The organism is Marisediminicola sp. LYQ85 (genome assembly GCF_046600695.1).
In the GTDB taxonomy this organism is placed as follows: Bacteria; Actinomycetota; Actinomycetes; order Actinomycetales; family Microbacteriaceae; genus Marisediminicola.
The window spans coordinates 1,501,956-1,527,784 of sequence record NZ_JBKIWO010000001.1 but is presented as its reverse complement, the minus strand read 5'-3'; the positions used below and the strand labels follow the sequence as shown (position 1 = coordinate 1,527,784).

27 protein-coding genes are annotated in these 25,829 nt (G+C 68.9%); 16 read left to right on the top strand and 11 right to left on the bottom strand.

Annotated features, from left to right (window positions below):
- Together ACLHG5_RS07195 and ilvA are read left to right on the top strand one after the other, a co-directional pair.
- Positions 1 to 1,164 carry an AI-2E family transporter gene (locus ACLHG5_RS07195; protein ID WP_411314861.1) on the top strand — a complete coding sequence of 388 codons (1,164 nt, stop codon included), beginning with the start codon at positions 1 to 3 and terminating at the stop codon, positions 1,162 to 1,164.
- A gap of 61 nt (positions 1,165 to 1,225) precedes the next feature.
- The gene (gene ilvA, locus ACLHG5_RS07190; protein ID WP_411318427.1) at positions 1,226 to 2,455 is read left to right on the top strand and encodes a threonine ammonia-lyase; all 1,230 of its coding nucleotides are present in this window, start codon (positions 1,226 to 1,228) and stop codon (positions 2,453 to 2,455) included.
- A gap of 6 nt (positions 2,456 to 2,461) precedes the next feature.
- Here the strand turns inward: ilvA and greA are convergent, their stop codons facing one another.
- Both greA and ACLHG5_RS07180 read right to left on the bottom strand, forming a co-directional pair.
- Entirely contained in the window at positions 2,462 to 2,953 is a 492-nt protein-coding gene (gene greA / locus ACLHG5_RS07185) for a transcription elongation factor GreA (RefSeq protein WP_411314862.1), read from the bottom strand.
- Positions 2,954 to 3,048: 95 nt separating this feature from the next.
- On the bottom strand, positions 3,049 to 3,501 hold the full coding sequence (locus tag ACLHG5_RS07180; protein WP_411314863.1) for a DUF4307 domain-containing protein: 453 nt from the start codon (positions 3,499 to 3,501) through the stop codon (positions 3,049 to 3,051).
- Positions 3,502 to 3,580: 79 nt separating this feature from the next.
- Here ACLHG5_RS07180 and mca point away from each other — a divergent pair, with 79 nt between their 5' ends.
- Both mca and ACLHG5_RS07170 read left to right on the top strand, forming a co-directional pair.
- On the top strand, positions 3,581 to 4,477 hold the full coding sequence (gene mca / locus ACLHG5_RS07175) for a mycothiol conjugate amidase Mca (RefSeq protein ID WP_411318257.1): 897 nt from the start codon (positions 3,581 to 3,583) through the stop codon (positions 4,475 to 4,477).
- A complete protein-coding gene (locus ACLHG5_RS07170) occupies positions 4,474 to 4,779 on the top strand; it encodes a hypothetical protein (protein WP_411314865.1) in 306 nt (101 codons plus the stop codon). Before mca ends, ACLHG5_RS07170 begins: the two co-directional genes overlap by 4 nt.
- On the opposite strand, the gene trhA is transcribed toward ACLHG5_RS07170, so the two are convergent.
- Positions 4,723 to 5,484, bottom strand: coding sequence for a PAQR family membrane homeostasis protein TrhA (gene trhA, locus ACLHG5_RS07165; protein WP_411314866.1), 762 nt, complete (start codon positions 5,482 to 5,484; stop codon positions 4,723 to 4,725). The genes ACLHG5_RS07170 and trhA overlap by 57 nt on opposite strands.
- A 111-nt stretch (positions 5,485 to 5,595) precedes the next feature.
- Here trhA and ACLHG5_RS07160 point away from each other — a divergent pair, with 111 nt between their 5' ends.
- The 4 genes from ACLHG5_RS07160 (at position 5,596) to ACLHG5_RS07145 (ending at position 9,873) form a co-directional block, all read left to right on the top strand.
- Entirely contained in the window at positions 5,596 to 6,366 is a 771-nt protein-coding gene (locus ACLHG5_RS07160) for an isoprenyl transferase (protein ID WP_411316276.1), read from the top strand.
- Complete coding sequence (locus ACLHG5_RS07155; RefSeq protein ID WP_411318256.1) at positions 6,363 to 7,511, top strand: aminotransferase class V-fold PLP-dependent enzyme; 1,149 nt, start codon at positions 6,363 to 6,365, stop codon at positions 7,509 to 7,511. The genes ACLHG5_RS07160 and ACLHG5_RS07155 overlap by 4 nt, the downstream gene beginning before the upstream one ends.
- A 195-nt stretch (positions 7,512 to 7,706) precedes the next feature.
- Positions 7,707 to 9,053: a PhoH family protein gene (locus tag ACLHG5_RS07150; protein ID WP_411316277.1), complete on the top strand. Its 1,347-nt coding sequence runs from the start codon at positions 7,707 to 7,709 to the stop codon at positions 9,051 to 9,053.
- A 46-nt stretch (positions 9,054 to 9,099) separates the two neighbouring features.
- Positions 9,100 to 9,873: a hypothetical protein gene (locus ACLHG5_RS07145; protein ID WP_411318255.1), complete on the top strand. Its 774-nt coding sequence runs from the start codon at positions 9,100 to 9,102 to the stop codon at positions 9,871 to 9,873.
- A 27-nt stretch (positions 9,874 to 9,900) separates the two neighbouring features.
- On the opposite strand, the gene ACLHG5_RS07140 is transcribed toward ACLHG5_RS07145, so the two are convergent.
- From ACLHG5_RS07140 to xseA, 5 genes are all read right to left on the bottom strand, one after another.
- Complete coding sequence (locus tag ACLHG5_RS07140; protein ID WP_411318254.1) at positions 9,901 to 11,307, bottom strand: class II fumarate hydratase; 1,407 nt, start codon at positions 11,305 to 11,307, stop codon at positions 9,901 to 9,903.
- Positions 11,308 to 11,428: 121 nt separating this feature from the next.
- Complete coding sequence (locus tag ACLHG5_RS07135) at positions 11,429 to 12,100, bottom strand: carbonic anhydrase (RefSeq protein ID WP_411316278.1); 672 nt, start codon at positions 12,098 to 12,100, stop codon at positions 11,429 to 11,431.
- 41 nt (positions 12,101 to 12,141) lie between these two features.
- Entirely contained in the window at positions 12,142 to 12,789 is a 648-nt protein-coding gene (locus tag ACLHG5_RS07130) for a DUF4245 domain-containing protein (RefSeq protein ID WP_411314870.1), read from the bottom strand.
- A gap of 3 nt (positions 12,790 to 12,792) precedes the next feature.
- On the bottom strand, positions 12,793 to 13,011 hold the full coding sequence (locus ACLHG5_RS07125) for an exodeoxyribonuclease VII small subunit (RefSeq protein ID WP_411314871.1): 219 nt from the start codon (positions 13,009 to 13,011) through the stop codon (positions 12,793 to 12,795).
- Between the two features lie 9 nt (positions 13,012 to 13,020).
- Positions 13,021 to 14,259 carry an exodeoxyribonuclease VII large subunit gene (xseA, locus tag ACLHG5_RS07120; RefSeq protein WP_411318253.1) on the bottom strand — a complete coding sequence of 413 codons (1,239 nt, stop codon included), beginning with the start codon at positions 14,257 to 14,259 and terminating at the stop codon, positions 13,021 to 13,023.
- Positions 14,260 to 14,397: 138 nt separating this feature from the next.
- Here xseA and ACLHG5_RS07115 point away from each other — a divergent pair, with 138 nt between their 5' ends.
- A complete protein-coding gene (locus ACLHG5_RS07115; protein WP_411316279.1) occupies positions 14,398 to 15,450 on the top strand; it encodes a 4-hydroxy-3-methylbut-2-enyl diphosphate reductase in 1,053 nt (350 codons plus the stop codon).
- Positions 15,447 to 16,100, top strand: coding sequence for a DUF6264 family protein (locus ACLHG5_RS07110; protein ID WP_411318252.1), 654 nt, complete (start codon positions 15,447 to 15,449; stop codon positions 16,098 to 16,100). Before ACLHG5_RS07115 ends, ACLHG5_RS07110 begins: the two co-directional genes overlap by 4 nt.
- Before the next feature lie 94 nt (positions 16,101 to 16,194).
- Here ACLHG5_RS07110 and fbaA read toward each other — a convergent pair whose 3' ends face one another.
- Positions 16,195 to 17,220: a class II fructose-bisphosphate aldolase gene (gene fbaA, locus ACLHG5_RS07105; protein WP_411314874.1), complete on the bottom strand. Its 1,026-nt coding sequence runs from the start codon at positions 17,218 to 17,220 to the stop codon at positions 16,195 to 16,197.
- Between the two features lie 98 nt (positions 17,221 to 17,318).
- On the opposite strand from fbaA, the gene ACLHG5_RS07100 reads away from it, so the two are divergent.
- The 4 genes from ACLHG5_RS07100 (at position 17,319) to glpX (ending at position 21,682) form a co-directional block, all read left to right on the top strand.
- A complete protein-coding gene (locus ACLHG5_RS07100) occupies positions 17,319 to 18,023 on the top strand; it encodes a FadR/GntR family transcriptional regulator (protein WP_411318251.1) in 705 nt (234 codons plus the stop codon).
- Between the two features lie 88 nt (positions 18,024 to 18,111).
- Positions 18,112 to 19,542: a four-carbon acid sugar kinase family protein gene (locus tag ACLHG5_RS07095; RefSeq protein ID WP_411318426.1), complete on the top strand. Its 1,431-nt coding sequence runs from the start codon at positions 18,112 to 18,114 to the stop codon at positions 19,540 to 19,542.
- Between the two features lie 81 nt (positions 19,543 to 19,623).
- Entirely contained in the window at positions 19,624 to 20,514 is an 891-nt protein-coding gene (locus tag ACLHG5_RS07090; RefSeq protein ID WP_411318425.1) for an NAD(P)-dependent oxidoreductase, read from the top strand.
- A 169-nt stretch (positions 20,515 to 20,683) separates the two neighbouring features.
- Complete coding sequence (glpX, locus tag ACLHG5_RS07085; RefSeq protein ID WP_411314877.1) at positions 20,684 to 21,682, top strand: class II fructose-bisphosphatase; 999 nt, start codon at positions 20,684 to 20,686, stop codon at positions 21,680 to 21,682.
- A gap of 88 nt (positions 21,683 to 21,770) precedes the next feature.
- Here the strand turns inward: glpX and rmuC are convergent, their stop codons facing one another.
- Positions 21,771 to 23,138, bottom strand: coding sequence for a DNA recombination protein RmuC (gene rmuC / locus ACLHG5_RS07080; protein ID WP_411318250.1), 1,368 nt, complete (start codon positions 23,136 to 23,138; stop codon positions 21,771 to 21,773).
- 98 nt (positions 23,139 to 23,236) lie between these two features.
- On the opposite strand from rmuC, the gene ACLHG5_RS07075 reads away from it, so the two are divergent.
- Together ACLHG5_RS07075 and ACLHG5_RS07070 are read left to right on the top strand one after the other, a co-directional pair.
- Positions 23,237 to 24,724, top strand: coding sequence for a CoA-acylating methylmalonate-semialdehyde dehydrogenase (locus tag ACLHG5_RS07075; RefSeq protein WP_411318249.1), 1,488 nt, complete (start codon positions 23,237 to 23,239; stop codon positions 24,722 to 24,724).
- A gap of 1 nt (position 24,725) precedes the next feature.
- Positions 24,726 to 25,115 (top strand): hypothetical protein, encoded by a 390-nt coding sequence (locus ACLHG5_RS07070; protein WP_411318248.1) that lies wholly within the window; start codon positions 24,726 to 24,728, stop codon positions 25,113 to 25,115.
- Here the strand turns inward: ACLHG5_RS07070 and ACLHG5_RS07065 are convergent.
- Complete coding sequence (locus ACLHG5_RS07065) at positions 25,084 to 25,689, bottom strand: 3'-5' exonuclease (RefSeq protein ID WP_411318247.1); 606 nt, start codon at positions 25,687 to 25,689, stop codon at positions 25,084 to 25,086. The genes ACLHG5_RS07070 and ACLHG5_RS07065 overlap by 32 nt on opposite strands.
- Positions 25,690 to 25,829: the final 140 nt, after the last annotated feature.

The following is a 25,829-nucleotide window of genomic DNA, read 5'->3' as shown; positions in this document are numbered from 1 at the left end:
ATGAAACTGGGTCGGCGCAGCAAGACTGCCTCCGTCGTGCAGTCCGCGCCGCCCGCGAGCGGTCCCGGAGATGCCCGCGACGGACTCGTGCCGCCCGGCATGGTGATCGCCGGCGCATGGTCGTGGCGCATCCTCGCGATCTCGGGTGTTGCAGCGATCGCCGTCTTCCTGATCATCCAGTTGCGCCTCATCGTCATCCCGCTCATGATCGCGATCCTGCTCGCGGCCCTCCTCGTGCCGTTCGTGTCGTTTCTGCAGCGCCATCGCTGGCCGAAGTGGCTCGCGGTCACGGTGGCGGAGCTCGGCATCCTCGCCATCATCACGGGGCTCGTCGTGCTCGTCGTCACGCAGATCACCAACGGCTTCCCGTCGCTCCAGACGCGCAGCGTGGAGGCATACCGGGAGTTCGCCGCGTGGCTCAGCGACTCGCCCCTCCACTTGTCTCAAGCCGACATCAATCGGTATGTGAGCGACGCGGTCGCGGCCATCCAGACCGAGGGTGAGGCTCTCCTGAGCGGCGCGCTCTCGATCGGTGCGACGGCGGGCCACGTGCTCATCGGGCTGCTGCTCGTGCTCTTCGCGACCCTCATCTTCCTCATCGACGGCGCCGGAATCTGGCGCTGGGTCGTACGTCTCTTCCCCCGCCGGGCGCGGCCGGCGGTCGCCGGTTCGGGGGCGGCCGGATGGCTCACCCTCACGACGTTCGTGCGGGTGCAGATCTTCGTCGCCGCTGTCGACGCGATCGGCATCGGGGCTGTCGCGCTCATCCTGCAGGTGCCTCTCGCGATCCCCATCGCGGTCGCCGTGTTCCTCGGGGCGTTCATCCCCATCGTCGGCGCCGTGCTCACGGGCGCGATCGCGGTCTTCGTCGCGCTCGTCTACCAGGGGCCGGTCATCGCGCTCATCATGCTCGCGGGGGTGCTGCTCGTGCAGCAGCTCGAGGGCCACGTCTTGCAGCCTCTCGTCATGGGTGCCGCCGTGAAGATCCACCCGCTCGCCGTCGTTCTCGCGGTCGGTGCTGGCGGGTTCCTCGCCGGCATCCCGGGCGCCCTCTTCGCCGTGCCCGTCATCGCGACCCTCAACGTGATGGTCAACTACACGGTGCAGGGCACGTGGCGCACGGATTCCTTCGCGCAAGCGGGTAACGTCGTGCGCAATGTCTGACACCACCCTCACCGACAACGCCCGAGGCGACGACCGCGCCGTCGAGAATCCGGCGCGTCCGATGCCCGGTCCGACGCTCGCCGAGATCGAGACGGCGCGCGACCTCGTCTCGCGGGTCGCCGACGTCACGCCCATGGAGAGTTCGCGCTTTCTCGCCGAACTGCTCGGGTCGCCCGTCTACCTCAAGTGCGAGAACCTGCAGCGCACCGGGTCGTACAAGATCCGCGGCGCTTACAACCGACTCGCGCAGCTCTCCGACGACGAGAAGGCGCGTGGAGTGGTCGCCGCCTCGGCGGGCAACCACGCTCAGGGCGTCGCCTTCGCGGCGCGCGAGCTCGGCATCAAGGCGACCATCTTCATGCCCGTCGGGGTCGCGCTTCCCAAACTGCAGGCCACGCGCAACTACGGCGCCGACGTCGTGCTCCGCGGCCACACCGTCGCCGAGCCGTTGCGTGCCGCGGCGGAGTTCGCCGAGACCTTCGGCGCTGTTCTCATCCCCCCGTTCGACCACCCCGACGTCGTCGCGGGCCAGGGCACCCTCGCGCTCGAGATGCTCGACCAGGTGCCCCAGATCGACACGGTCATCGTTCCGATCGGCGGGGGAGGGCTCATCTCCGGTGTCGCGAGCGCCCTCAAACAGCGTGCGGCGCGCGACGGTCGCGAGGTGCGCATCATCGGCGTGCAGGTCGAGGGTGCCGCGGCCTACCCGGTGTCGCTCGACGCGGGAAAGCCCACCGAGATCACGATGCTGCCGACGATCGCCGACGGCATCGCCGTGAGCAAACCGGGCGCACTCAACTTCGAGATCGTCGCGGCCACGGTCGACCGCGTCGTCACGGTCACGGATGACGACACCGCGCGTGCCCTGCTCGTGCTTCTCGAGCGGGCGAAGCTCGTCGTCGAACCGGCGGGGGCCGTGGCCGTCGCGGCGATCCTCACGGGTCAGCTCGAGGGGCTCGACCTCGGCACGACCGTCGTCGTGCTGAGCGGAGGGAACATCGACCCGCTCGTCATGGAGCGCGTGATCTCCCGCGGTCTCGCGGCATCCGAACGCTACCTCAAGCTCCGCCTCATGCTGCCCGACCGCCCCGGTCAGCTCAAGAGGGTCGCCGAACTCGTCTCCGACGCCAATGCGAACGTCGTCGAGGTGTTGCACACCCGGCACGGGCGCAACGCGCTCATCAGCGAGGTCGAACTCGAGCTGAGCGTCGAGACGCGCGGACCGGAACACGTGCGCAGTGTTCTCGAGCTCTTGCGCGAAGCGGGCTACGACCCGCGCGTCGACTACTGAGCAGGCTCAGGGAACGTAGGGCTCGACCTTCGAGATCGCGACGGTGATCTCTCGCCCGTTCGGGGCCACGTAGGTCACGGTGTCGCCGACGCGGTGACCGATGATGGCCTCGCCGAGCGGGCTGCCCTCGGAGTAGACGTCGAGATCGGTGTCGGCGTCGACGATCTCGCGGCTGCCGAGGAGGAAGACGCTCTCGTCGCCCTGGATGGTCGCCGTCACGACCGTGCCGGAACCGACGACGCCGTCGCTCTCGGGGGCGTCGCCGACCTTCGCGTGGCGCAAGAGCTCGGTCAGCACGCGGATGCGCGCCTCGATCTTGCCCTGCTCCTCTTTCGCGGCGTGGTATCCGCCGTTCTCCTTGAGGTCGCCCTCTTCACGCGCCGCCTCGATCTTCTTCGCGATGTCGCCTCGCCCCTCGACCGAGAGGTGTTCGAGTTCTGCGGTGCGGCGGTCGAAGGCTTCCTGGGTCAGCCAGGTCTCTGTCGAGTCGGTGGACATACGAACTCCTCGGGCTCGGAACATCGGCCTCCGGGGGAGGCGATACGAATGAAAAAGACCGGCTGATCGGCCGGTCTGAGGTGCGATCGATCAGTTTAGGGCAGCCAGCAGCTGTAGATCAAGCCGGTCACGGGCAACTCCGTCGTCGCGACGACCTCGGTGATCGACCGCGTGCGCAGTTCCGACGGCGGCAGGTCGACGATCTTGAACCCGACGATCCCGTGCGCCTCGTTCTGCGCCTGAAGCGCGCACGAGACGGCTTCACCCGGCGTCACGGTCAGTTGCCACGTGACGCTCACGGCGGTCTCGTCGATGACCGAGTGCCCCGTGTCGAAGGTCTGCAATTGGGATGTCGTGCCACTCAGGCCGCCCCACCACACCCACGCCACGAGAACGGCGACGAAGGCGATCGCGGCAGACCAGCCGAACACGCGACGTCGACGGGCGCGATCGGGGGTTCGGCCGTAGCGCTCGGCGATCCCCGGGGCCGGGGCGACCGGGGCTGCGGGTCCGTCGTCGACGCGGACGTCGTCGACGGTCTCGCTCATACGGCTCCCTCTCGCAGGAAAGCTCCGCGCGCGGCGGATAGGCTTTGACGACAGATTAGGCCCTCTTTCTAGGAGTTTCGTGACACGGCGACTGCTGGCGGTACACGCCCATCCCGACGACGAGTCGAGCAAGGGAGCTGCGACGTACGCGTACTACCGCAGCCTCGGCGTCGACGTGACCGTGGTCAGTTGCACGGGGGGCGAACGGGGCGACATCCAGAACGAAGCGCTCGTCGAGAAGGCGATGGCCGACCGCGATATGGCGGGACTGCGCCGCATCGAGATGGAGAAGGCGCGCGCCGCGATGGGAATCGATCACGTGTGGCTCGGATACCTCGACTCGGGGCTCCCCGAGAACGACGAACCGGTGCCCGCGAACTCCTTCGCAACCATTCCACTCGAGATCTCCGCGGCCCCGCTCGTCGCGATCATCCGTCGCTTGCGACCGCACGTCGTGCACACCTACGACGAGACGGGGGGCTACCCCCACCCCGACCACATCCGCACCCACGAGGTCGCGATGTTCGCGATCGACGCGGCTGCCGATGCCGAGCGGTACCCCGAGGCCGGGGCGGCGTGGACGGTGTCGAAGGTCTACTTCGACCGCATCTTCAACGCGCCGCGCATCACCGCGATGCACGACCGGCTCGTCGAGCTCGAGCCCGACTCGGAGCGCACCGCGCAGCTCGCCGAATTCCTCGAGAGGGTCAACGAGCGCCCGGCGGATGCGACGACCCAGGTGCCGTGCGGCGACTTCTTCGAGACCCGCGACGACGCACTCCGGGCCCACGCGAGCCAGGTCGCTCCCGACAGCCGCTTCTTCTTCTGGCCCAACGACCTGCAGCGGGAGGTCTGGCCGTTCGAGGACTACCTCCTCGCGGCGTCGACGGTCGAGTCACCGGTTCCCGAGACCGACTTCTTCGCCGGGATCGACACGGCGGGCGCCGATGACGCGCTGGTCGGAGGCACCCGATGATGCGCTCGACGCTCGTGTGGGCACTCGCGACAGCGGCGGAGGACGCCGAAGAGTTCGACCCCAACACCGTGACCCCGGGAGTGGTCGGCTTCTTCGTCATGTTCGCGATCGCGGCTATCGCCGTTCTCCTCATCCTCGACATGACGCGGCGCGTGAGGCGCACGCGCTATCGCGGGGAGATCAGCGAGAGGCTCGACGCCGAGGAGGCCGCCGCCGGCTCCGACCCCGATGCCGAGCCCGACCACTCAGCCGAAGGTCGGCGGATCGGTCGCGACGAGAAAGATCCCGACCCAGTGGCATAGGAAGGCCGCGAGGGTGAGCGAGTGGAAGATCTCGTGGAACCCGAAGTGGCCGGGCACGGGGTTGGGTCGCTTGAGGGCGTAGATCACGGCGCCCACGGTGTAGCAGAGGCCTCCGACGAGGATGAACGTCATCATCGCCGCGTTGGCATCGAAGAAGTCGACGATGAACACGAGCGCGGCGTAGCCGAGCAGGAGATAGAGCGGCACATAGAGCCATCGCGGTGCACCGATCCAGAAAACGCGGAAGAGGATGCCGAGCCCCGCACCACTCCACACGAGCCACAGGAGGAGCGTCGATTTGGCGGGTTCGAGGGCGAGCACCGTGATGGGCGTGTACGACCCCGCGATGAGCAGGAAGATGTTGGCGTGGTCGAGCCGCTTGAGCAGACGCTTCGTCGCGGGGCTCCAGTCGATGCGGTGGTAGAGCGCCGAGATGCCGAAGAGCAGGAGTGACGAGGCCACGAACACGCTCGAACTGATGCGGGCGGCGGTGCCGTCGGCAGCGATGATGAGCACCGCGCCGAGCACGATCGCGAGGGGGAACGTGCCCGCGTGGATCCAGCCACGCCACGTCGGTTTGCGGTCGGCGATGTCGAGGGCGTCGTCGAGCAGGGGAACATTGGGCAGGTCGCTCGCCGGTTCGGCATCCACGTGCGAGTCGCCCGATCGGCCGCGAGAGAAACGATCGTCGGAAGGGCGCGTCATCCCCCCAGTTTAGGCGGCGTCTCCTCGCGACGCCCCCTCGTGACGGCCGCCTCGGGCACCGGATCGGCGCGGGCCGGGGTGGACTACCGTTGTCGTGTGAGCAGTCGAGAAATGCCCCTGGGGCGCGGCATCCTCTACCGGCTCTACCAGCGCCGGTTGAGGCGTCGGCTCGTCGGACAGACCCTGCCTCGACACATCGCGATGATCCTCGACGGCAACCGGCGATGGGCGAAACAGCGTCTGCTCGAAACGGCGGCGCACGGTCACCGCGCGGGTGCGGCGAAGTTCCGCGAGTTCCTCGAGTGGTGCGACGACCTCGACGTGCAGGTCGCGACCCTCTATCTGCTGTCGACAGACAACCTCACAGGCCGCCACACCGCGGAACTCGACGAGCTCTTCGACATCATCGCGACCCTCGCCGACGACCTCTCGCACTTCCGCGACTGGCGCGTGCAGCACGTCGGCTCGACCGACGGACTGCCGCCATCGCTCGTGACGGCGCTGACCCTCGCCGCCGATCGCACGCGCGACAACACCGGCCTCCACATCAACCTCGCGGTCGGCTATGGCGGTCGCCGGGAGATCGCGGATGCCATGCGCAGCATCGTCACGGCCCACGAGAACGGTGGGGGCGCTCTCGACACACTTGCCGAGATCCTCACCCCCGAACTCATCGGCGACCACCTTTACACGGGGGGCCAGCCCGACCCCGACCTCGTCATCCGCACGTCGGGGGAGCAGCGGTTGAGCGACTTCATGCTCTGGCAGAGCGCCCACAGCGAGTTCTACTTCGTCGAGGCCCTCGGCCCCGACCTCCGCGAGGTCGACTTCCTCCGCGCCGTGCGCGACTACGCTCGGCGGCACCGCCGGTTCGGCGCGTGACGCGGCACGACCCCGAGGGGCTCGCCGACGTCATCCGGCAGTTCGACGAAGACGACGGCTACCTCGATTTCGCGAGCCTCGGTCCGCCGGGGCGGGCTGTGCTCGACGAGCGGCGGGAGCTGTCCGAGGTGGTCGGCCGCGCTCGGTTCGGGGCCATCGATCCGCTGTATGCCGCAACGGATCGTCTCGAGTCGGCGGTCGCCGACGCCACCGGCTTCTCGCGGGGCAACGTGGTCTTCCAGCCGAGCACCTCCTCGGGGATGATGCACACGATGTTCGGGCTCACCGGTCAGGTGGCCGTCTCGCGAGGCGAGTACCCGAGCACGACGACCGCCGCGGCGCGCGCGTCGGAGTCACTCGCCGCGATGACGCCGCTGTGGTTCGACCCCGCTCACGGTCGCGTCACCCCGGGAGCGCTGCGCGACGTCCTCACACCCGACTGCCGGGCGGTCGTCGTGAGTGTCGTGGACTATCGCACCGGATACCTCGCCGATCTCGAGGGCATCCGGCAGATCGTCGGCGACCGGTTGCTCATCGTCGACGCCGTGCAGGGTTTCGGCGTCGTCGACGCCCCCTGGACTGTTGCCGACATCGTGGTTTCGGGGGGTCAGAAATGGTTGCGCGCCGGGTGGGGAACCGGATTCATGGCGCTGAGTGATCGGGCGGCCGAAACCCTCGTTCCCGTCTTCTCCGGTTTCGACGCGGCGCACGCGAGCTCGCTCGAACCGGACGCCGTCGCGGACGCCCCTCCGGCGCCCCGTCGGGGAGCGGGCGCGTTCATGACGGGCATGCCCGACCCTCTCGCGGCCGCCGCGCTCGCGACGTCCCTCGAGCTGACCGCGCGCGCCGGGGTCGCGGCCATCAACTCCGCGGTCGCGGAGAGGGTCTCGCAGCTCATCGATGCGGCCGACGAGGTCGGTCTCGAGGTGGTCTCTCCGCGCGCCACGACCGAGCGCGCGGGCATCGTCGTTCTCGCGCCTCCGGAGCACCGCCTCACGGCGCTGACCGCGGCGCTCTTCAACCACGGGGTGACAGCGACGGCGCGCGGCGGAACCGTGCGATTGAGCGCTCACGCGTCGACGTCGGCCGTGACCCTCGACCTCGTGCGCGACGCTCTCGGTGACTACGCGGCGACGCCCGAGTGACAGTCGTTCACGCGACCGTAACCTGTAAGGGCGCGTGTCGCATTGCTCGCGGTCGCGGCACGGTCGTAGTTTCGAGACATCAGGTATGGCGCCTGATCGAGACGGCCACGTAAGTTCGTTTCGCGAAGTTCGACGGCCGTCTGTGCGACAGTATCCGAGCGCGAAGCGTTCGGGGATGGAGTGCTCGTGCCCCAGTTGAACCAGCCGACTCAGAAGACCGTCTCCGCTCGAGACGGATCCGTCGAGACAGCGGAACGCACCTATGTCCTCGACACTTCGGTGTTGTTGTCCGACCCGAAGGCGGTTTTCCGATTCGCCGAACACGCGGTGGTCCTGCCCGTGATCGTGATCACCGAACTCGAATCGAAACGCCACGACCCCGAGATCGGTTACTTCGCCAGGCAGGCCCTCCGCAACCTCGACGAGCTGCGCGTGCTGCACGAGCGTCTCGACTTTCCGATCGCCGTAGGGGAAGACGGCGGATCGCTGCGAGTCGAGCTCAACCACTCCAACATGTCGGTGCTCCCCTCGGGGTTGCAGCTCGGAGACAACGACTCGCGCATCCTCGCGGTCGCGCTCAACCTCGCCAACGAGGGGCTCGCGGTCACGGTCGTGTCGAAAGACCTGCCGCTTCGAGTCAAGGCCGCATCGATCGGTCTCGCGGCCGAGGAGTACCGCGCCGAACTCGCCGTCGACTCCGGGTGGGTCGGCACCGACGAGATCACCCTGAGCTCCGAGCAGATGGCCCAGCTCTACGAGGACGAGAAGATCAGCACGCGGCTCGTCGCGGATGTCCCGGTCAACACCGGGCTCGTCATCCACTCCGATCGCGGCTCGGCCCTCGGTCGCGTCACGGGCCGCGGGCAGATGCGCCTCGTGCGCGGCGACCGCGACATCTTCGGATTGCACGGTCGTTCGGCGGAGCAGCGTCTCGCGATCGACATGCTGCTCGACCCGGAGATCGGGATCGTGTCGCTCGGTGGCCGCGCGGGAACCGGCAAGTCGGCCCTCGCCCTGTGCGCGGGTCTCGAGGCGGTGCTCGAGAAGCAGCAGCACCGCAAGATCATGGTCTTCCGTCCGCTCTATGCGGTCGGGGGCCAGGAGCTCGGGTTCCTCCCCGGCGATGCCGCGGAGAAGATGAACCCGTGGGCGCAAGCGGTGTTCGACACGCTCGGGTCGGTCGTCTCGCCGAACGTGCTCGACGAGGTCATCGAGCGCGGTCTGCTCGAGGTGCTTCCTCTCACGCACATCCGCGGTCGTTCGCTCCACGACGCCTTCGTGATCGTCGACGAGGCCCAGTCGCTCGAACGCAACGTGCTCTTGACCGTCTTGAGCCGCATCGGACAGAACTCCCGGGTCGTCTTGACGCACGATGTCGCCCAGCGCGACAACCTCAGGGTCGGTCGCCACGACGGGGTCGCCTCGGTCATCGAAACCCTCAAGGGTCACTCGCTGTTCGGCCACATCACCCTCACGCGGTCGGAGCGTTCGGCCATCGCCGCTCTCGTCACCGAGATGCTCGAGTCGAACGAATTGGCCTGACCCCTCGCGGGGTGATGGTGTCAGGGAGACGACATAGAGTCGAGGGGTGAACACTCTCCTCATCTGGGCGGCAGGGTTGCTCGGAGTGTTGTTTCTCTGGGGAACACTGTCACCCCGCAGCCAGTGGTATCTCCTCGTCGGGTGGACGAGGAGCGATCCTCGCGCGACCGAACCCGGAGCCGCGGCCTATTCGGTCACTCGCGTCGTCTCCCTCGTGGGAGTGCTAGCCCTCTTGACCGTCGGCGTCTCGTCGGCGGTGGGGCAGATCGACTTCGCGCGAGAAGACAATCGGGCTGTCTCCGACGTCGACAGGGTGTGGGGGATGCAACCGCGCGCCTACGTCGTCGACCGCGTGTTCCGGCCGATCGCTGTCCCTCCGGAAGACCTCGTCGAGATGCCGATCACCGGTTTCCAGTCGGTCGACCGCACCGGCTCCAACTCCGACTACCTGTTCGAGGCGGGCAAGATCCGCAGCGCGGGTCAAGCGACCGAGCCGGGATTCATCGGTGTCGAGCCGATCCCCGGCACCGTCGCGCTCGACACCGCAGACCTCGTCGTGCGTGTTCGCGGCGACGACCGGTGCATCCCGCAGCAACTCGTGGTGGTCGGGGCCGACGGGGCCGTTCAGGTCGGTGCGTTCTTCGGTCAGTCCGACCCCGGCGACGGCTCGAACGAGGGCAACGTCTCGAACTGCGATTCGAACCCGCCCGTCGAGCGGTCGCGGGGCTACCTCATTCCCATCGACCTCGCGTCGCCTCTCGGCAATCGCGAGCTGCAGTCGCTCGACGGAACACCGATCGAGGTCGTCGGTTCGCCCTGATCGGCCTTCTCGATGTCGGCCCGGGGGTCAGCCCGCGGTGGGCGGGCGCGTCATCGACAGCACGTCGAGGGCACTGTCGAGCTGCTCGAGTGTCACCTCGCCGCGCTCGACGAAACCGAGGTCGATGACCGACTCGCGCACCGTGATGCTCTTCGCCACCGCGTTCTTGGCGACCTTGGCCGCAGCCTCGTAGCCGATCGCGCGGTTGAGCGGCGTCACGATCGACGGCGACGATTCGGCGAGCGCGCGGGCGCGGTCGAGGTCGGCCTCGAGTCCGTCGACGGTCTTGTCGGCGAGAACCCGCGTGGAGTTCGAGAGCAAGCGCACCGACTCGAGCAGCGCGGTTCCCATCACGGGGATCGCGACGTTGAGCTCGAATGACCCGGATGCCCCGGCCCACGCGACCGTCGCGTCGTTGCCGATCACGCGCGCGGCGACCATGAGCACGGCTTCGGGAACCACCGGGTTGACCTTGCCAGGCATGATCGACGACCCCGGCTGCAGGTCGGGGATGCGCAGCTCACCGAGTCCCGTGTTGGGGCCCGATCCCATCCACCGCAGGTCGTTGCAGATCTTGGTGAGGCTCACGGCGATCACGCGCAGCGCACCGGATGCCTCGACGAGGCCGTCGCGCGCACCCTGGGCTTCGAAGTGGTCGAGCGCCTCGGTGATGGGCAGTCCCGAGTCGTCGGCGAGCTCGGCGATGACCTTCGCCGAGAACCCCGCGGGAGTGTTGATGCCCGTGCCCACGGCCGTGCCTCCGAGGGGGACCTCGGCGACGCGGGGGATCGTGCTCTGCACGCGCTCGATGCCGAGGCGGATCTGCCGCGCGTATCCGGCGAACTCCTGACCGAGGGTCACGGGCGTCGCGTCCATCAGGTGGGTGCGGCCGGCCTTGACGGCGTCGACCCACAGAGCCGCCTTCGCCTCGAGCGCGGTCGCGAGGTGATCGAGCGCGGGGATGAGGTCACTCAGGAGCGCTCCCGTCACGGCGATGTGCACCGACGTCGGAAAGACGTCGTTCGACGACTGCGAGGCATTGACGTGGTCGTTGGGGTGCACGGTCGAGCCGAGGTGTGTCGTCGCGAGGGTCGCGAGCACCTCGTTCATGTTCATGTTCGAGGAGGTGCCGCTGCCGGTCTGGTAGGTGTCGACGGGGAAGTGCTCGTGGTGTCGCCCCCCGATCACGGTCTCGGCCGCGGAGACGATCGCGTCGGCGATCGGGGCGTCGACGATTCCGAGCTCCCGGTTGACGAGGGCGGCGGCGCGCTTGATGCGCGCGAGAGCCACGATCTGAGCGGACTCGAGCCCGGTGCCCGAGATCGGGAAGTTCTCGACGGCGCGCTGCGTTTGAGCGCTGTAGAGGGCGGTGGCGGGAACCCGCACCTCGCCCATCGTGTCGTGCTCGATACGGAACTCGGGTGCTTCGCTCACGTCGTTGTGCTCTCTCTTCGATGCGGTTCGGTGCGGTTCGGTGCGGTGCCGGGCCTGATCACGCTCGGCGGTGCGGGATGGTGGAGTGGATGCGGCGTCACAGCCGGCGTCAGACGCGGCGTCAGCCTCGGTCGACGGAGCCGACCGTCGTGTCGGGGATCGCGCGCCCCTCGAGCAGCCGGTAGTTGGCCCCCACGACAGCCAGCGTACCGGCGGCGATCGCGTCGCTGATCAACTCCGACGACTCGAGCAGCTCGGCGATGGTGTTGCGCAAGTGCTCCTTGCCGACCTCGAGGGAGTCGACGGCCGTCGTGTCGACGTCACCCTCGGGAGTCCCCGAGACGCGACGCACCGCGGGAACGATCTTCGAGATGAGATGGTCGATGTGCGGAGGCAGGGGTGGGGCTTCGCTGCCTTGCGAGTCGATCGCGGCGAGCACCGCTCCGCAGCGATCGTGGCCCAGCACGACGATGAGCGGAACCTTCAAGACACCCACGGCGTATTCGAGCGAGCCCACGACGCTGTCGGAGATGATCTGGCCGGCGTTGCGCACGACGAAGAGGTCGCCGATCCCCTTGTCGAAGATGATCTCCGCGGCGAGCCGGGAGTCGCTGCACCCGAAGAGCGCGGCTCGCGGTCGCTGCTCGCTCGCGAGCGCCTCGCGGCGTTCGACGTCTTGCCGCGGGTGGCGGGGGTTGCCCGAGACGAACCGCTCGTTGCCTCGCAGCATCTCGCGCCACACCTTCGCGGGCAGGTCGACGGGATCGACGATCGCCTCGTGCTCACCGGTCATCGTGTCTTCGGTCGTGGTGTCTTCGGTCGTGGTGTCGTCGGTCACGGGGCGTCGCCCTCCTCATCGTCTGTCGGTAGGTCGGCGGCGAGCGCCGTCGCGAGGGTCGCGAACTCGGTGTCGTCGGCGCTCCCATAGATCACGAGTCGGCTGTCGCCGGATGTCGCGACCATGGAATACGCGAGGTTGCCGACGTCGCGCCGCTCGCGGTAGTCGAAGATGGTCCAGTCGAGGCCGCCGAGCTCAACTTCGCCCGTGGAGCTGCGGTCGTCGACCTGATTGGAGACCCAGGTCGCGTCGGCATCGACGCCCTGGCGGAACCCGATGAACTCGGTGCTCGGGGTGATGAAGCCGATGTACCACTCGGTCACGTCGGGCGTCGCCTCGATGGTCGCCGAATTCGCGGTCCAGCCCTCGGGGAGATCAGGGTCGGCGAGCGGCTCGTCGACGGCTGGTTGGGCCTGTTCGGCGATCGCGCCGTAGTCGACCGGCTCGCGGGCGGGGAGGTCGGGGCGCACGACGACGAGCACGAGCAAGAGCACGATCGCGAGCGAAGCTGCGAGGGCGAGCACGAGGTTGATGACGGTCTGATTGGCGCGGTGTTTGCGCGAGTTCTCCGCTTTGCGCGCAGCCGTCTCTTCGGGGGTCTCGGGTCGGCCCAGTTCGGCGACGACGCGGGGGGTCTTGGCCATCGACTACTCGGCGACGGTCGAGCGCGCGGCGTCGAGTCTGGCTTTGGCCCCGATGAGCCACTGCTCGCATCGCGTGGCGAGGGCCTCGCCGCGTTCCCAGAGGGCGAGCGACTGCTCGAGGGTCGCTGATCCCTGCTCGAGCTCGGTCACGACGGCCACGAGTTCATCGCGGGCCTGCTCGTAGGTGAGGTCGGCGACGTCGGAGGAGGGAGTTTCAGCCACGGGGGGAGTCTATCGAGGCGCGTCCGGTGCGGGCTGCACGGCCGTGACCGCGGCTTCGACGGCGCCCCGGGAGAGGGTGAGGAGGAGCGGATCGCCCTCACGCACCTCGCTCGCGTCGCGCACGATGTGCCCCGCCCCCGTGAGGGCGATCGAGTAGCCGCGGTCGAGGGTGCGCTGCGGGGAGAGCGATCGCAGGTGCGCGGTGAGAGCGGAGACACCGTCGAGAGCGCGGGCGATGCGCTGCTCGACGAGCTCGGTGCTGCGACCGACGTAGCGCGAGAGTTCTTCGGCTCGCGAGTCGACGAGCCACACGGGGTTCGCCATGACGGGGCGCGATCGCACCTGCTCTACCCTGTCGATCTCACGACCGATCATGCTCGTCATGCGCATCCCGATGCGCGCGCGCAACTGCTGCACCCGGTTGGCCTCGTCGGCGACGTCGGGAACCACGCGTTTCGCGGCATCCGTCGGTGTCGAGGCGCGCAGGTCGGCGACCTCGTCGAGCAGAGGGCGGTCGGCCTCGTGACCGATCGCACTCACGAGCGGGGTCGTGCACGCGGCGGCCGTGCGCACGAGGGTCTCGTCGCTGAACACGAGGAGGTTCTGGAAGTCCCCGCCCCCGCGCGCGACGATCATGACGTCGACCGTCTCGTCGGCGTCGAGAGTGCGGATGGCCGCGGTGACCTCGGATGCGGCGCGCTCACCCTGCACCGCGGAGTGCACGACGCGGAAGTCGACCGAGGGCCAGCGCAACTGCGCGTTGCGGAGCACATCTTTCTCGGCGTCGGAGTCCTTACCGGTCACGAGTCCGATGCGGCCGGGAAGAAAGGGCAGGGGTTTCTTGCGTCGAGGGTCGAAGAGGCCCTCGGCGGCGAGGGTCTGCCGCAATCGTTCGAGGCGCTCGAGCAGGTCGCCGAGACCCACGTGCCGCATCTCGAAGACCTGCATCGTGAGCGTGCCGCCCTTGACCCAGTAGTTGGGCTTGACGAGGGCGACGACGCGGTCGCCCTGCTTGAGGTCGGCGGGGAGCTTGGCTTTGACCGACGACCAGATGGTGAAGCCGACGGTCGCATCGACGTCGAGGTCTTTGAGCTTGCCGTAGACGTTGCCGCCCGAACCGCCCCACTGCGTGATCTCGCCCTCGACCCACACCGACCCGAGGCGATCGATCCACCCCTTGATCTTGGTCGACAGCACCGCGACGGGCCACGGCGCGTCGACCGAGGCGGGTCCGGGGTCGATCGTCATGGTGCTCCTTGGGTGCGGAGGGTGTGTGATGCCCGGTCGCGGTTCGCTCTCCGCGAGCGCGCAGCGACCCCCGCGTAGAATCGAACCGTGTCAAACATCACCAACGGCGCTCTGACCGCCCCGCCGATCGAGATCGGGATGCCGCGCGTTCCCGCAGCTCGCAACAGGCTAAAGGATAACCCCGCCCCCGCTCCCAAGCGGGTCGTGCTCGCGGCCCCCCGTGGCTACTGTGCAGGGGTGGATCGCGCCGTCATCGCGGTCGAGAAAGCGCTCGACCGGTTCGGCGCTCCCGTCTACGTGCGCAAGCAGATCGTGCACAACATCCACGTCGTGTCGACCCTCGAGAAGAAGGGCGCGATCTTCGTCGACGAGGTCGGCGAGGTTCCCGAGGGGTCGCACATCGTCTTCTCGGCCCACGGCGTCTCACCGGCCGTCGTGCAGGGGGCCGCCGATCGCCGGCTCGACGCGATCGACGCGACGTGCCCGCTCGTGACCAAGGTGCACCGCGAGGCCGTGCGATTCGCGCGAGACGACTTCGACATCCTCCTGATCGGCCACGAGGGCCACGAGGAGGTCGAGGGAACGATGGGTCACGCTCCCGACCGCACGACACTCATCAACAGCCCCGAGGATGTCGCGACCCTCGAGGTGCGCGACCCCGACAACCTCGTCTGGCTCAGCCAGACCACGCTCAGCGTCGACGAGACCATGGAGACGGTGCGCTTGCTCCGCGAGCGCTTTCCCAACCTGCACAACCCGCCGAGCGACGACATCTGCTACGCCACGCAGAACCGGCAGGTGGCGATCAAGAAGGTCGCCGAGGAGGCCGAGCTCGTGATCGTCGTCGGGTCGTCGAACAGCTCGAACACCGTGCGGCTCGTGGATGTCGCGCTCGAGAACGGCGCGAAAGCCGCCTACCGGGTGGACTACGCGAGCGAGATCCGCCAGGAGTGGCTCGACGGCGTGTCGACGATCGGCGTGACGTCGGGGGCATCCGTTCCCGAGGTTCTCGTGCAGGAGGTTCTCGACGACCTCGCCGACGCGGGCTACGGTGACGTGAGTCAAGTGGTCACGGCGGAGGAAGACCTCATGTTCTCGCTCCCCAAGGAACTGCGCAAAGACGCGTCGGGCGAACCCGATGCGCGCGGCCTCGGTGGACGCACCCGAAAACTGGATTGGCAGCGCTCATGACCGACGAACGTCCTCGCCCGCAGTACGGCGAATACGCGACTCCGCAAGACCAGGCTCACGCGATCGCGGGGTCGCACCCGCCCGTTTCCCCGGCCCTCGCGCCGCACGGCGCCACCCCCGCGGCCGAGCATCGAGCTCCCGAGCATCCGGCTCCCGAACAGCAGGCCGCTGTCGCCCCGACGGCGCCCGTCGAGCCGCGGGCTCGGCAGACACCGGAGCCGCGCACTCCGGGATCGTCGCCGTCCGATCGTGACGGCGCCGCACTCGACGGAACCCGGCCGCGGCGACGGTGGGATCTCGTGCTGAGCGTCGTGCTGCTCTCGCTCGGACTGTGGACCGTCGTGAGCGGGATGATCCAGAACGCCAATCTCCCCGCCGTGTTCGACGACGTCTTCGAGATGCAGGGCATGGGGGACTTCACCGCGGATGCCGCAGCCACGACGGCCGGGCGAACGCTCTCGATCATCAACATCGTGCTCTTCGCCATCACCGCGACGATCACCATCACCCTCCTGCGTGCTCGCCGGATCGCGTTCTACGTGCCGCTCACGGCCGGAGTGATCGCGGGGGTCATCGCGTTCATCGTGCTCGCGTCCGTGCTCCTCGGCGACCCGGCCTTCGCCGAATACGCCGGCACTCAGGGCACGTAGGCACGGAGCCGCGACGGGCACCGCCCCGCACCGACGCACGACACGACGACGAAGCCCCCGCAGCGATCGCTGCGGGGGCTTCGTCGTCACGTGATCAGCCGTTCGAGTGACCGGCCGAGCCGAGCTGGCGCGTGGCGTCGACGACGCGAGCGGCCATGGCCGTCTCGGCGATCTTGCCCCACGAGCGCGGGTCGTAGATCTTCTTGTTCCCCACTTCGCCGTCGACCTTGAGGAAGCCCTCGTAGTTCTTGAGCACGGTGTCGGCGATCGACCGGCTGTAGGCGTATTGCGTGTCGGTGTCGATGTTCATCTTGATGACACCGTTGGCGACCGCCGTGGCGATCTCCTCGTCGGTCGAGCCCGAACCGCCGTGGAAGACGAGATCGAGCGGCTTGACGCCCGTGCCGTACTTCTCGGCGATGCCCGCCTGGATCTCGCCGAGCAGTTCGGGGCGCAGCTTGACGTTGCCCGGCTTGTAGACGCCGTGAACGTTGCCGAAGGTGAGGGCGGCGATGTAGCGGCCCTCGTCGCCGAGACCGAGCGCTTCGACGGTCGCGATGACGTCGTCGAGGGTCGTGTAGAGGGAGTCGTTGATGTCGTGGCTGACGCCGTCTTCTTCGCCGCCGACGACACCGATCTCAACCTCGAGCACGGCGTTGATCGCCTTCATGCGGGGGAGGAGGGTCTTCGCGATCTCGAGGTTCTCGTCGAGCGGAACAGCCGAGCCGTCCCACATGTGCGACTGGAAGATCGGGTTGCGGCCGGCGCGCACCTCGGCCTCGGAGGCCTCGATGAGGGGCAGGACGAAGCCGTCGAGGGCGTCTTTCGGGCAGTGGTCGGTGTGCAGGGCGACGGTGACCGGGTAGTTCTTGGCGACCTCGGTCGCGAACGCCGCGAAGGCGAGAGCGCCGGATGCGCGGTTCTTCACGCTCTGGCCCGCGAAGTAGTCGGCGCCACCGGTCGTGACCTGGATGATGCCGTCGGATCCGGCCTCGGTGAGCCCCTGGAGCACGGAGTTGATGGTCGACGACGACGACACGTTGATGGCGGGGTAGGCAAAACCACCGGTCTTTGCCTTGTCGAGCATCTCGGCGTACTGCTCGGGGGTTGCGACTGGCATGTTCTCTCCTTATGCGGGCGGACGTCGGAGAGAGTCTAGCGACGCCGCATAAGCTGACGACGGGGCCGGTCGGCTCGGAGTGGCAGAAGGAGTCGACGATGGCGCGCAAGTCTCTCGCGAGCACGGTCGCCGATGGCATCCTCGACGCGGTCGTCGCGGGGGAGTTCGCGGCGGGGCTGGCCCTGCCGAGCGAAGCCGAGATCGGCGAGCAGTACGACGTCAGCCGCGTGACGGTGCGCGAAGCCCTCAAGACCCTGCAGGCCCAGAACGTCGTGCGCGTGCTGCCCGGGCGCGGCACCTTCGTGAACCCGGTGACAGCGTGGACGGATCTCGGCCCCGTGCTGCGGGCGACGACGCAGGGGGCGGACGCCGCGGCATCCTCCCTGCAACTCGTGGAGGTGCGCCGAATGATCGAGACGGGTGCTGCCGCCCTCGCGGCCACGAGACGCACCGAGGCGGATGTCGCGTCGCTCGAGAGCCAGCTCGACCGCATGCGATCCGCCCACGATTCGGCCGACCTCGACGAGTTCGTCGAAGCGGACATCGCGTTCCACGACGTGATCCTCCACGCCGCGGGCAACGTCTTCGTCGGCGTGCTCTTCGAGCCCCTCGGCCGGGTCATGCGGGCGAAGCGTGAGCAGACGTCGGCGGTGGAGCAGATCCGGGTCAACGCCATCGCCGAGCACGCGGCGATCGTCGACGCCATCCGGTCGGGCGACGCCGAGCGCAGCAGGCTCGCGATGGACTCGCACATGACGCAGACGGCGAACGACCTCGAGAGGTTCGTGCTCGGCGAGATCTGACCGACGGGCGGGCTCGTCGATGCGGGGCTACCCTCGAAGAGGAGCCAGACGTATGATGTCTGACATCTGATTACAAAGGAGTATTCACATCGACGCTCACACCCTCCTCGGCGACTACCCCGACGCGACACCCGTCTCGGCGGCAGACGTCGCGAGCACCGTCAATGCAGCCACACCCGTGCTCATCGTGCTCGACGACGACCCGACCGGAACCCAATCGGTGTCCGACCTCCCCGTGCTCACCTCCTGGGAGCAGACCGACCTCCGCTGGGGGCTCGAACAGGGCTCCCGCGCCGTCTACGTGCTCACGAACACGCGCAGCCTCGACCCGCACACCGCCGCCGAGCGCAACCGTGAGGTCGTGCAGAACGCCCTCGCCGCGGCGAGCGAGGTCGGGGTGACCCTCGCCTTCGTCAGTCGGAGCGACTCGACCCTGCGCGGCCACTTCCCCCTCGAAACCGACGTCATCGCCGAAACCCTCGAAGCGGCGGGGCGACAGCCCGTCGACGGCGTCGTGATCGTGCCGGCGTTTCCGGATGCCGGGCGAGTCACGATCGGCGGAGTGCACTACATGCGCACGGGAGCCGAGCTCACGCCGGTCGCCGACACCGAGTTCGCGCGCGACGCGACCTTCGGCTTCGCGAACTCCGATCTGCGCCGCTACGTCGAAGAGAAGACGGGCGGACGGGTGGCGGCGTCGTCGGTCGTGACCCTCGACCTCGGTGTCATCCGCGGCGGCACGACGGCGATCGTCGACGCGCTCTCGGGCGTCACGGGAGCGACCCCGATCGTGGCTGACGCGGTCGACGAGAACGACCTGCGGGCCCTGGCACTCGGGCTCGCCGCCGCCGAGGCCACGGGCAAGACCTTCCTCTACCGCGTCGGACCGCCGTTCGTGCGGGCGCGCATCGGAGCCGACGAGCACGCACCGCTCACCGCTCGCGAGGTGTACGGCCCCGACGGTTCGGAGGCGCGGGGTGGGCTCATCGTCGTGGGATCCCACGTCGGTGTCACGACGAGGCAGCTCGCGGCGCTCACGCGTGAGCGCACCCTCGCGGCGACCCTCGAACTCGACATTGCCGACATCCTCGACACCGCGCGGTCCGACGGCCACGTCGCCGACGTCGCCGCGGCCGCGATCGACGCTCTCGCGACGGGAGACGTCGTCATCCACACGAGCCGACTGCTGCAGACGGCCGATGACGCGGCCGCGAGCCTCGACATCTCGCGCCGTGTCTCCGCTGCGGTCGTGCGCGTCGTGCAACTCGTGCTCCGCGCCCACCCACCCCGCTTCGTGATCGCGAAGGGCGGCATCACCTCGAGTGACGTCGCCGCGCACGGCCTCGGCATCCGGCACGCGATCGTGCGCGGGCCGATGCTCCCGGGGATCGTGTCGCTCTGGCAGCCGGTCGACGGTCCGGCGGCGGGCATCCCCTACATCGTATTCGCCGGCAACGTCGGCGACGACGACTCCCTCGCGCGCGTCGTCGAGACCCTCGCGCACCCTGCGACGGCCTAGACACCTCAGCCACCCATCCTCCGAGAGAAGAGAACGATGACGACTCCCACCCCCTCCGCAGACCCCATCGCATCCTCTGCCGTGACGCCCGCCTATTCGGTCGCGGTGCTCGGCCTCGGGGCCATGGGGCTCCCGATGGCCACCCGGCTGCGCACCTCCCTCACCGTCCACGGGTTCGACATCGACCCCGCTCGCGTGACGCTCGCGACCTCGGCGGGCATCGTGCCGTTCACCTCGGCGAGAGACGCCGTGACGGGTGTCGACGCCGTGCTCCTCGCGGTGCGCAACGGCGCGCAGCTCGACGACGTGCTCTTCGGAGACAGTGGCATCGCCGCGTCGCTCACAGCAGGATCGGTCGTCATCATGACGAGCACCGTCGGTATCGCCGACGTCACCTCCGCCGCGGCGCGGCTCTCCGACCACGGTGTCGCGCTCGTCGACGCGCCGCTCAGCGGCGGCCCGGTGCGCGCGGGCGACGGCGACCTGCTCATCGTCGTGGGGGCGGAGCCCGCCGCGCGGGAGAAGGCCGCGCCGGTGCTCGAGCTCCTCGCGTCGACGCTCAGCGTGATCGGCGACAAACCGGGCGACGGCCAGGCGTTCAAGACGGTCAACCAGTTGCTCTGCGGAGTGCACATCGCCGCGGGAGCCGAAGCGCTCGCGCTCGCGCGATCGCTCGGACTCGACCCCGAAAGCACCCTCGCGACCCTCTCGGCCGGCGCCGCGGGCTCGTTCATGCTCGCCAATCGCGGGCCGCGCATGCTCGAGGCCTACGACGACGACGGTGCCGAGGTGCTCAGCAGGCTCGACATCTTCGTGAAAGACCTCGGCATCGTCACGACCGCCGCTCGTGCCGCCGGCCTCGCGACCCCCGTCGCCGCGGCCGCCGAGCAGCTCTTCCTCGTGGGGCAGGCGGCGGGACTCGCCGCCGAAGACGATTCCGCGGTCATCCGCGTGATCGCCCCGAGCGCCTGAGCCCCCGACCACCGAACCCCGATCGCCGAATCGCCGGGTCTGCACGACCGTGAATCAGTACGACCCCTCAACCCCTCAACCCCGCGACCGGGCGTCGGTAGGCTGGCCTCACGGTCAGCGCGCCGGTCGGCCGACGCACCCCCGATCGTCAGACGCCCTGGAGGCTCGCATGGATGCCCACACCGGAACCCTCTATCTGCACCCCGACCGCAACCTCGCGATGGAGCTCGTGCGAGCGACGGAGGCCGCCGCGATCCGTGCCGTTCCCTTCATCGGGCGCGGTGACAAGAACGCCGCAGACAAAGCCGCCGTCGACGCGATGCGCAAATTCCTCGGCACCGTCAACTTCGACGGCGTCGTCGTCATCGGCGAGGGCGAGAAAGACGAGGCGCCCATGCTCTACAACGGCGAGCACGTCGGCAACGGGCGGGGCCCCGCGTGCGACATCGCCGTCGATCCGATCGACGGCACGTCGCTCACCGCGGCGGGCCGACAGAACGCGATCTCGATGATCGCCGTCGCCGACCGCGGCAGCATGCTCGACGCATCCACGGTCTTCTACATGGACAAGATCGTGGCGGGCCCCGAAGCGGTCGGGGTCGTCGACATCCGCAAGCCCATCGGCGAGAATCTGCGGGCGCTCGCCAAAGCGAAGGGCAAAGCGATCGAGGAGATGCAGGTGGCGGTGCTCGACCGTCCGCGGCACGCGCAGCTCATCGACGACATCCGCGAGGCGGGCGCGGGCACGAGACTCATGCTCGACGGAGATGTCGCGGGGGGAATCAACGCGGCCCGCTACGAGACGCGCATCGACATGTGCGTCGGCGTGGGGGGAAGCCCCGAGGGGGTGGCGAGCGCGTGCGCCATCAAAGCGCTCGGCGGGCTCATCCAGGGGCGACTGCTGCCGTCCACCGACGACGAGCGGCAGCGCGGGCTCGACGCCGGACTCAAGTTCGACTACGTCTACGAGGCCGACGAGCTCGTGAGCAGCGACAACACCTATTTCGTCGCGACGGGAGTCACCGACGGCGGGCTCGTCGACGGCGTGCGGCGCAAGGGTCCGATCATCCGCACCGAGAGCATTGTGTTGCGCGGGCGCTCGGGAACGGTGCGCCGCGTTGTCGCCGACCACCTCGCCGAGAAGTGGCTCGACGGCGCCGACCGCTGAACGCGCAGGAGTTCTGCGTTCGAGACCCGCAAGAATTCCTGCTGCAGCTGCTGGCTCGACAGGAACTCCTGCACAACGGCGAGCCGACCTACGCGGAACGTGAACCGTCCGCAGGGGTGACCTCGACCGCGTCCGGCCGGTCGGCTCGTGGATCGTCGATCTCGTCGAGCTCGGCGGTGAGCTCGAACGCCGCGAGGGCTCGCGGGGCGACCTCGATCTCGCTCGGAGCCCTCACGATCTTCGACTCGTCGAGGCTCGAGAGCCTCCGCGCCGACGGCAGAACCTGCCGCTCGAGCGATCCGACGAACTTGTTGTAGTCGGTCACCGACGACGTGAGCGATCGCCCGAGCTTGTCGAGGTGCCCCGCCATCGTCGCGAGGCGACCGTAGAGCTCGCGGCTCACGTCGAAGAACTCCTTCGCCTCCCGGGTCACGAGGTCTTGCTGCCAGCTGAACGCCACGGTCTTGAGCACCGACCACAGGGTCACGGGTGACGACAGCGCCACGCGCTTGCTGAAGGCGAACTCCATGATCGTCGGGTCGGCTTCGAGCGCCGACGACACGAGCGACTCGTTGGGGATGAATGCGATCACCATCTCGGGACTCGCATCGAGCCCTTGCCAATAGGCTCGGCTGCCGAGGGTCGTGATGTGGTCGCGCACGGCCTTGACGTGCTGCTTGAGCAGCGCGTCGCGCCGCGCGAGCTCGGCCGGGGGAGCCGTCGGAGCGATGGCGCTCGCCTCGAGGTAGGCGGTGAACGGCACCTTGGCGTCGACGGCGATGCTCTTGCCCCCGGGGAGGCGAACGACCATGTCGGGGCGCCCGGCGCCGGCATCCGAGCTGATGCTCGATTGCACGTCGAAGTCGACGCGTTCGAGCAGACCCGCGGATTCGACGACGCTGCGCAACTGGGTTTCGCCCCACACTCCGCGCACGCTGTTGTTGCGCAGGGCGGAGGCGAGCGAGTCGGTCGTCGACCGCAAGCGCTCTTCGGCGGCGGCCGCCGTGCGCAGGCGCTCGCTGAGTTCGCCGTGTTGCGCGCTGCGCTGGGTTTCGAGGTCGGCGACCTTCAACTGCATCGCGCGGAGCGTCTCCTGCACGGGTGTGAGCGCTTGCAGCACGGTGCTCTCGTCGCGGCGACGCGCCTCCGCGGCGAGGCGCTCGGCCTCGTGGGCGTCGACGAGGTCGCGGTAGCGGTCCGCGTGCTCCCCGACCTGCTCGCGCAGAGCGACGACGGTGGCTTCGGCGCCCGCGAGCCGGGCGGCGATCTCCGACCTCTCGGCGTCGGCGTGTGCCCGCACCCGCGCGAGCTCGGCGTCGTGCCTGGCCTCCGCGACCGCGGCGTCGACGAGGGGCGCCGACGTGCGGCCGCGTCGGGCCGCGAACCAGGTGCCGAGAACGACCCCGCTCGCGAGACCGAGGAGCGTGCCGAGGAGCAGGGGAACGAGAACATCCATGGCGTCAGTGTCGCAGCGGCCCCCGACACGCTCGCGACACCGCGCGGGTCGACGCGGCATCACCGCCCATCGGCGGCGCGGCGCAATAGCATTGCGCCATGAACACTGTCGATCACTGGGTAGCCGGCCGCGCGTTCGCGGGCGAGTCGTCTCGCACGAGTCCGGTTTTCAATCCCGCGACGGGCGTCGTGTCTCGCGACGTGCGCCTCGCGACGTCGGGCGACGTGGATGCGGCCGTCGCCGCCGCGACCGCCGCTTTCGCCGGGTGGTCGGGGGCGTCGTGGGCCAAACGGCAGCAGGTGCTCTTCGCCTTCCGCGAGCTGCTCAACGCGCGCAAAGACGAGGTCGCCGCGATCCTCACCAACGAGCACGGCAAGGTCACGGCCGACGCCCTCGGCGAGATCGCCCGTGGCCTCGAGGTCGTCGAGTTCGCGACGGGCATTCCGTACCTCGCCAAGGGGGAGTACAGCGAGAACGTGTCGACGGGCGTCGATGTCTACTCCACCCGCCAGCCGCTCGGGGTCGTCGGCATCATCAGTCCCTTCAACTTTCCGGCGATGGTTCCGCTGTGGTTCTTCCCCATCGCGATCGCCGCGGGCAACACCGTCGTGCTCAAGCCGAGCGAGAAAGACCCGTCTGCGGCGATCTGGATGGCCGAGCTGTGGAAAGAGGCCGGGCTGCCCGACGGCGTGTTCAACGTCGTGCACGGCGACAAGGTGGCCGTCGATGCGCTGCTCGAACACCCGGACGTGGCATCCATCAGCTTCGTGGGGTCGACACCGATCGCGAAGTACATCTACGAGACCGCGGCGAAGCACGGCAAGCGTGTGCAGGCTCTCGGCGGGGCGAAGAACCACATGCTCGTGCTGCCCGACGCCGACCTCGACCTCGTGGCCGACTCCGCGGTGAACGCCGGGTTCGGGTCGGCGGGGGAGAGGTGCATGGCGATCAGCGTCGTCGTGGCCGTCGAACCCGTGGCCGACGACCTCGTCGAGAAGATCGCGAGTCGGATGTCGACGCTCACGGTCGGCGACGGAACCCGCGGGTGCGACATGGGCCCCCTCATCTCCCGCGAGCACCGCGACAAGGTCGCCGGATATCTCGAGATCGCCGAGACCGACGGCGCGGAGATCGTCGTCGACGGGCGCGGCATCGAGGTCGACGGCGCCGACGACGGGTTCTGGCTCGGACCGACCCTCATCGACCGCGTTCCGACCGACTCGGCGGTCTACACCGACGAGATCTTCGGCCCCGTGCTCTCGGTCGTGCGCGTTGCGACGTACGAGGAGGGTGTCGCTCTCATCAACTTCTCCCGATACGGCAACGGCACCGCGATCTTCACCAACGACGGTGGGGCCGCGCGGCGGTTCCAGCGCGAAGTCAACGTGGGGATGATCGGCATCAACGTGCCGATCCCCGTGCCGGTCGGTTACTTCTCCTTCGGAGGCTGGAAGGACTCCCTGTTCGGCGACACGAAGGCCTACGGTCCCGACGCCATCCACTTCTTCACGCGGCAGAAGGCGATCACGAGTCGCTGGCTCGACCCCTCGCACGGCGGAATCAACCTCGGATTTCCGCAGAACTGACGTGCCTCTGCGTCGCACGATCGCGGGGCTCGACTTCTCTCGGGCCGTGACGATCGTGCGCGCGCCCGACGGCGAGGTGTTCGAGGGGCGGATGTCTGCGCCGTGCCGCACTCGACGTGACGGCGACCTCGTGGTGGTGCGCTTCGATGATGACTCCCTCGAGCAACGCTTCGCGGTCGCACTGAGCCCGCGCGGACTCTCGTGGGACGCCGCGGTCGACCCGCACGGCGCCCGACGCGTGATGCTCTACCGCGTGAGCGACGGCCGCCCGGCGGCGTCGGAGGTGCGCCGGGTTCAGGTGCCGCAGCGGCGGGACGCGTTGTTCAAGGCGGATCTGGTGGAGCCGGGTGCCGGTGGCGCTACGCCGACTGCGCCGGACGAGTCGGCGTAGCTGCCGAACGCACGAGCGGTGTGAGCCGCGTGCCGGTCGCACGGGCGAGGTCGTCGAGACTCTCGGCACCGTGGCGCGACGCCGCGTGGATCACGATCGCGGCGCACGCCTCCGAGTCGGCGAGGGCGTCGTGGTGGCGGAAGCCCGTGAACCCGGCGGCGCGAGCGGCGACCGGCAGCCGGTAGCTCTCGAGGCTGTAGGTGCGGCGCGCTACATGCAGGCTGCACAGGTAGTCGAGTTCGGGCACCCTCTCGAACGTGGCGAGGCACGCCCCCGCGATCACGCCCATGTCGAATCGCGCGTTGTGGGCCGCGAGGGTGTCGCCGGCAGCGAACGCGACGAGGTCGGGCAGTTGTTCGGCCCAGGTGGGCGCGGTGGCGACATCCGCTTCGACGATGCCGTGAACGCGCGTGTTCCACTCGCTGAAGCTGTCGTGCCCCGCGGGAGGGCGGATGAACCACGCCGCCCTGTCGACCACGACGCCGCCGCGCACCTTGACGAGCCCGACCGCGCACGCCGACGCTCGCGAGCTGTTGGCGGTCTCGAAGTCGATCGCGGTGAAATCCAGTGGCACCCCCGAACCCTCTCACGCCCCACCGACCCCGCCGAGAAACCGCCCCGCCGACCCCGCCCCCACTGAACGCAATTTCCGCGAGGGTGCGCCGGATCCCGCACACCCTCGCGGAAACTGCGTACGTGGGGGCGCGTATCGGC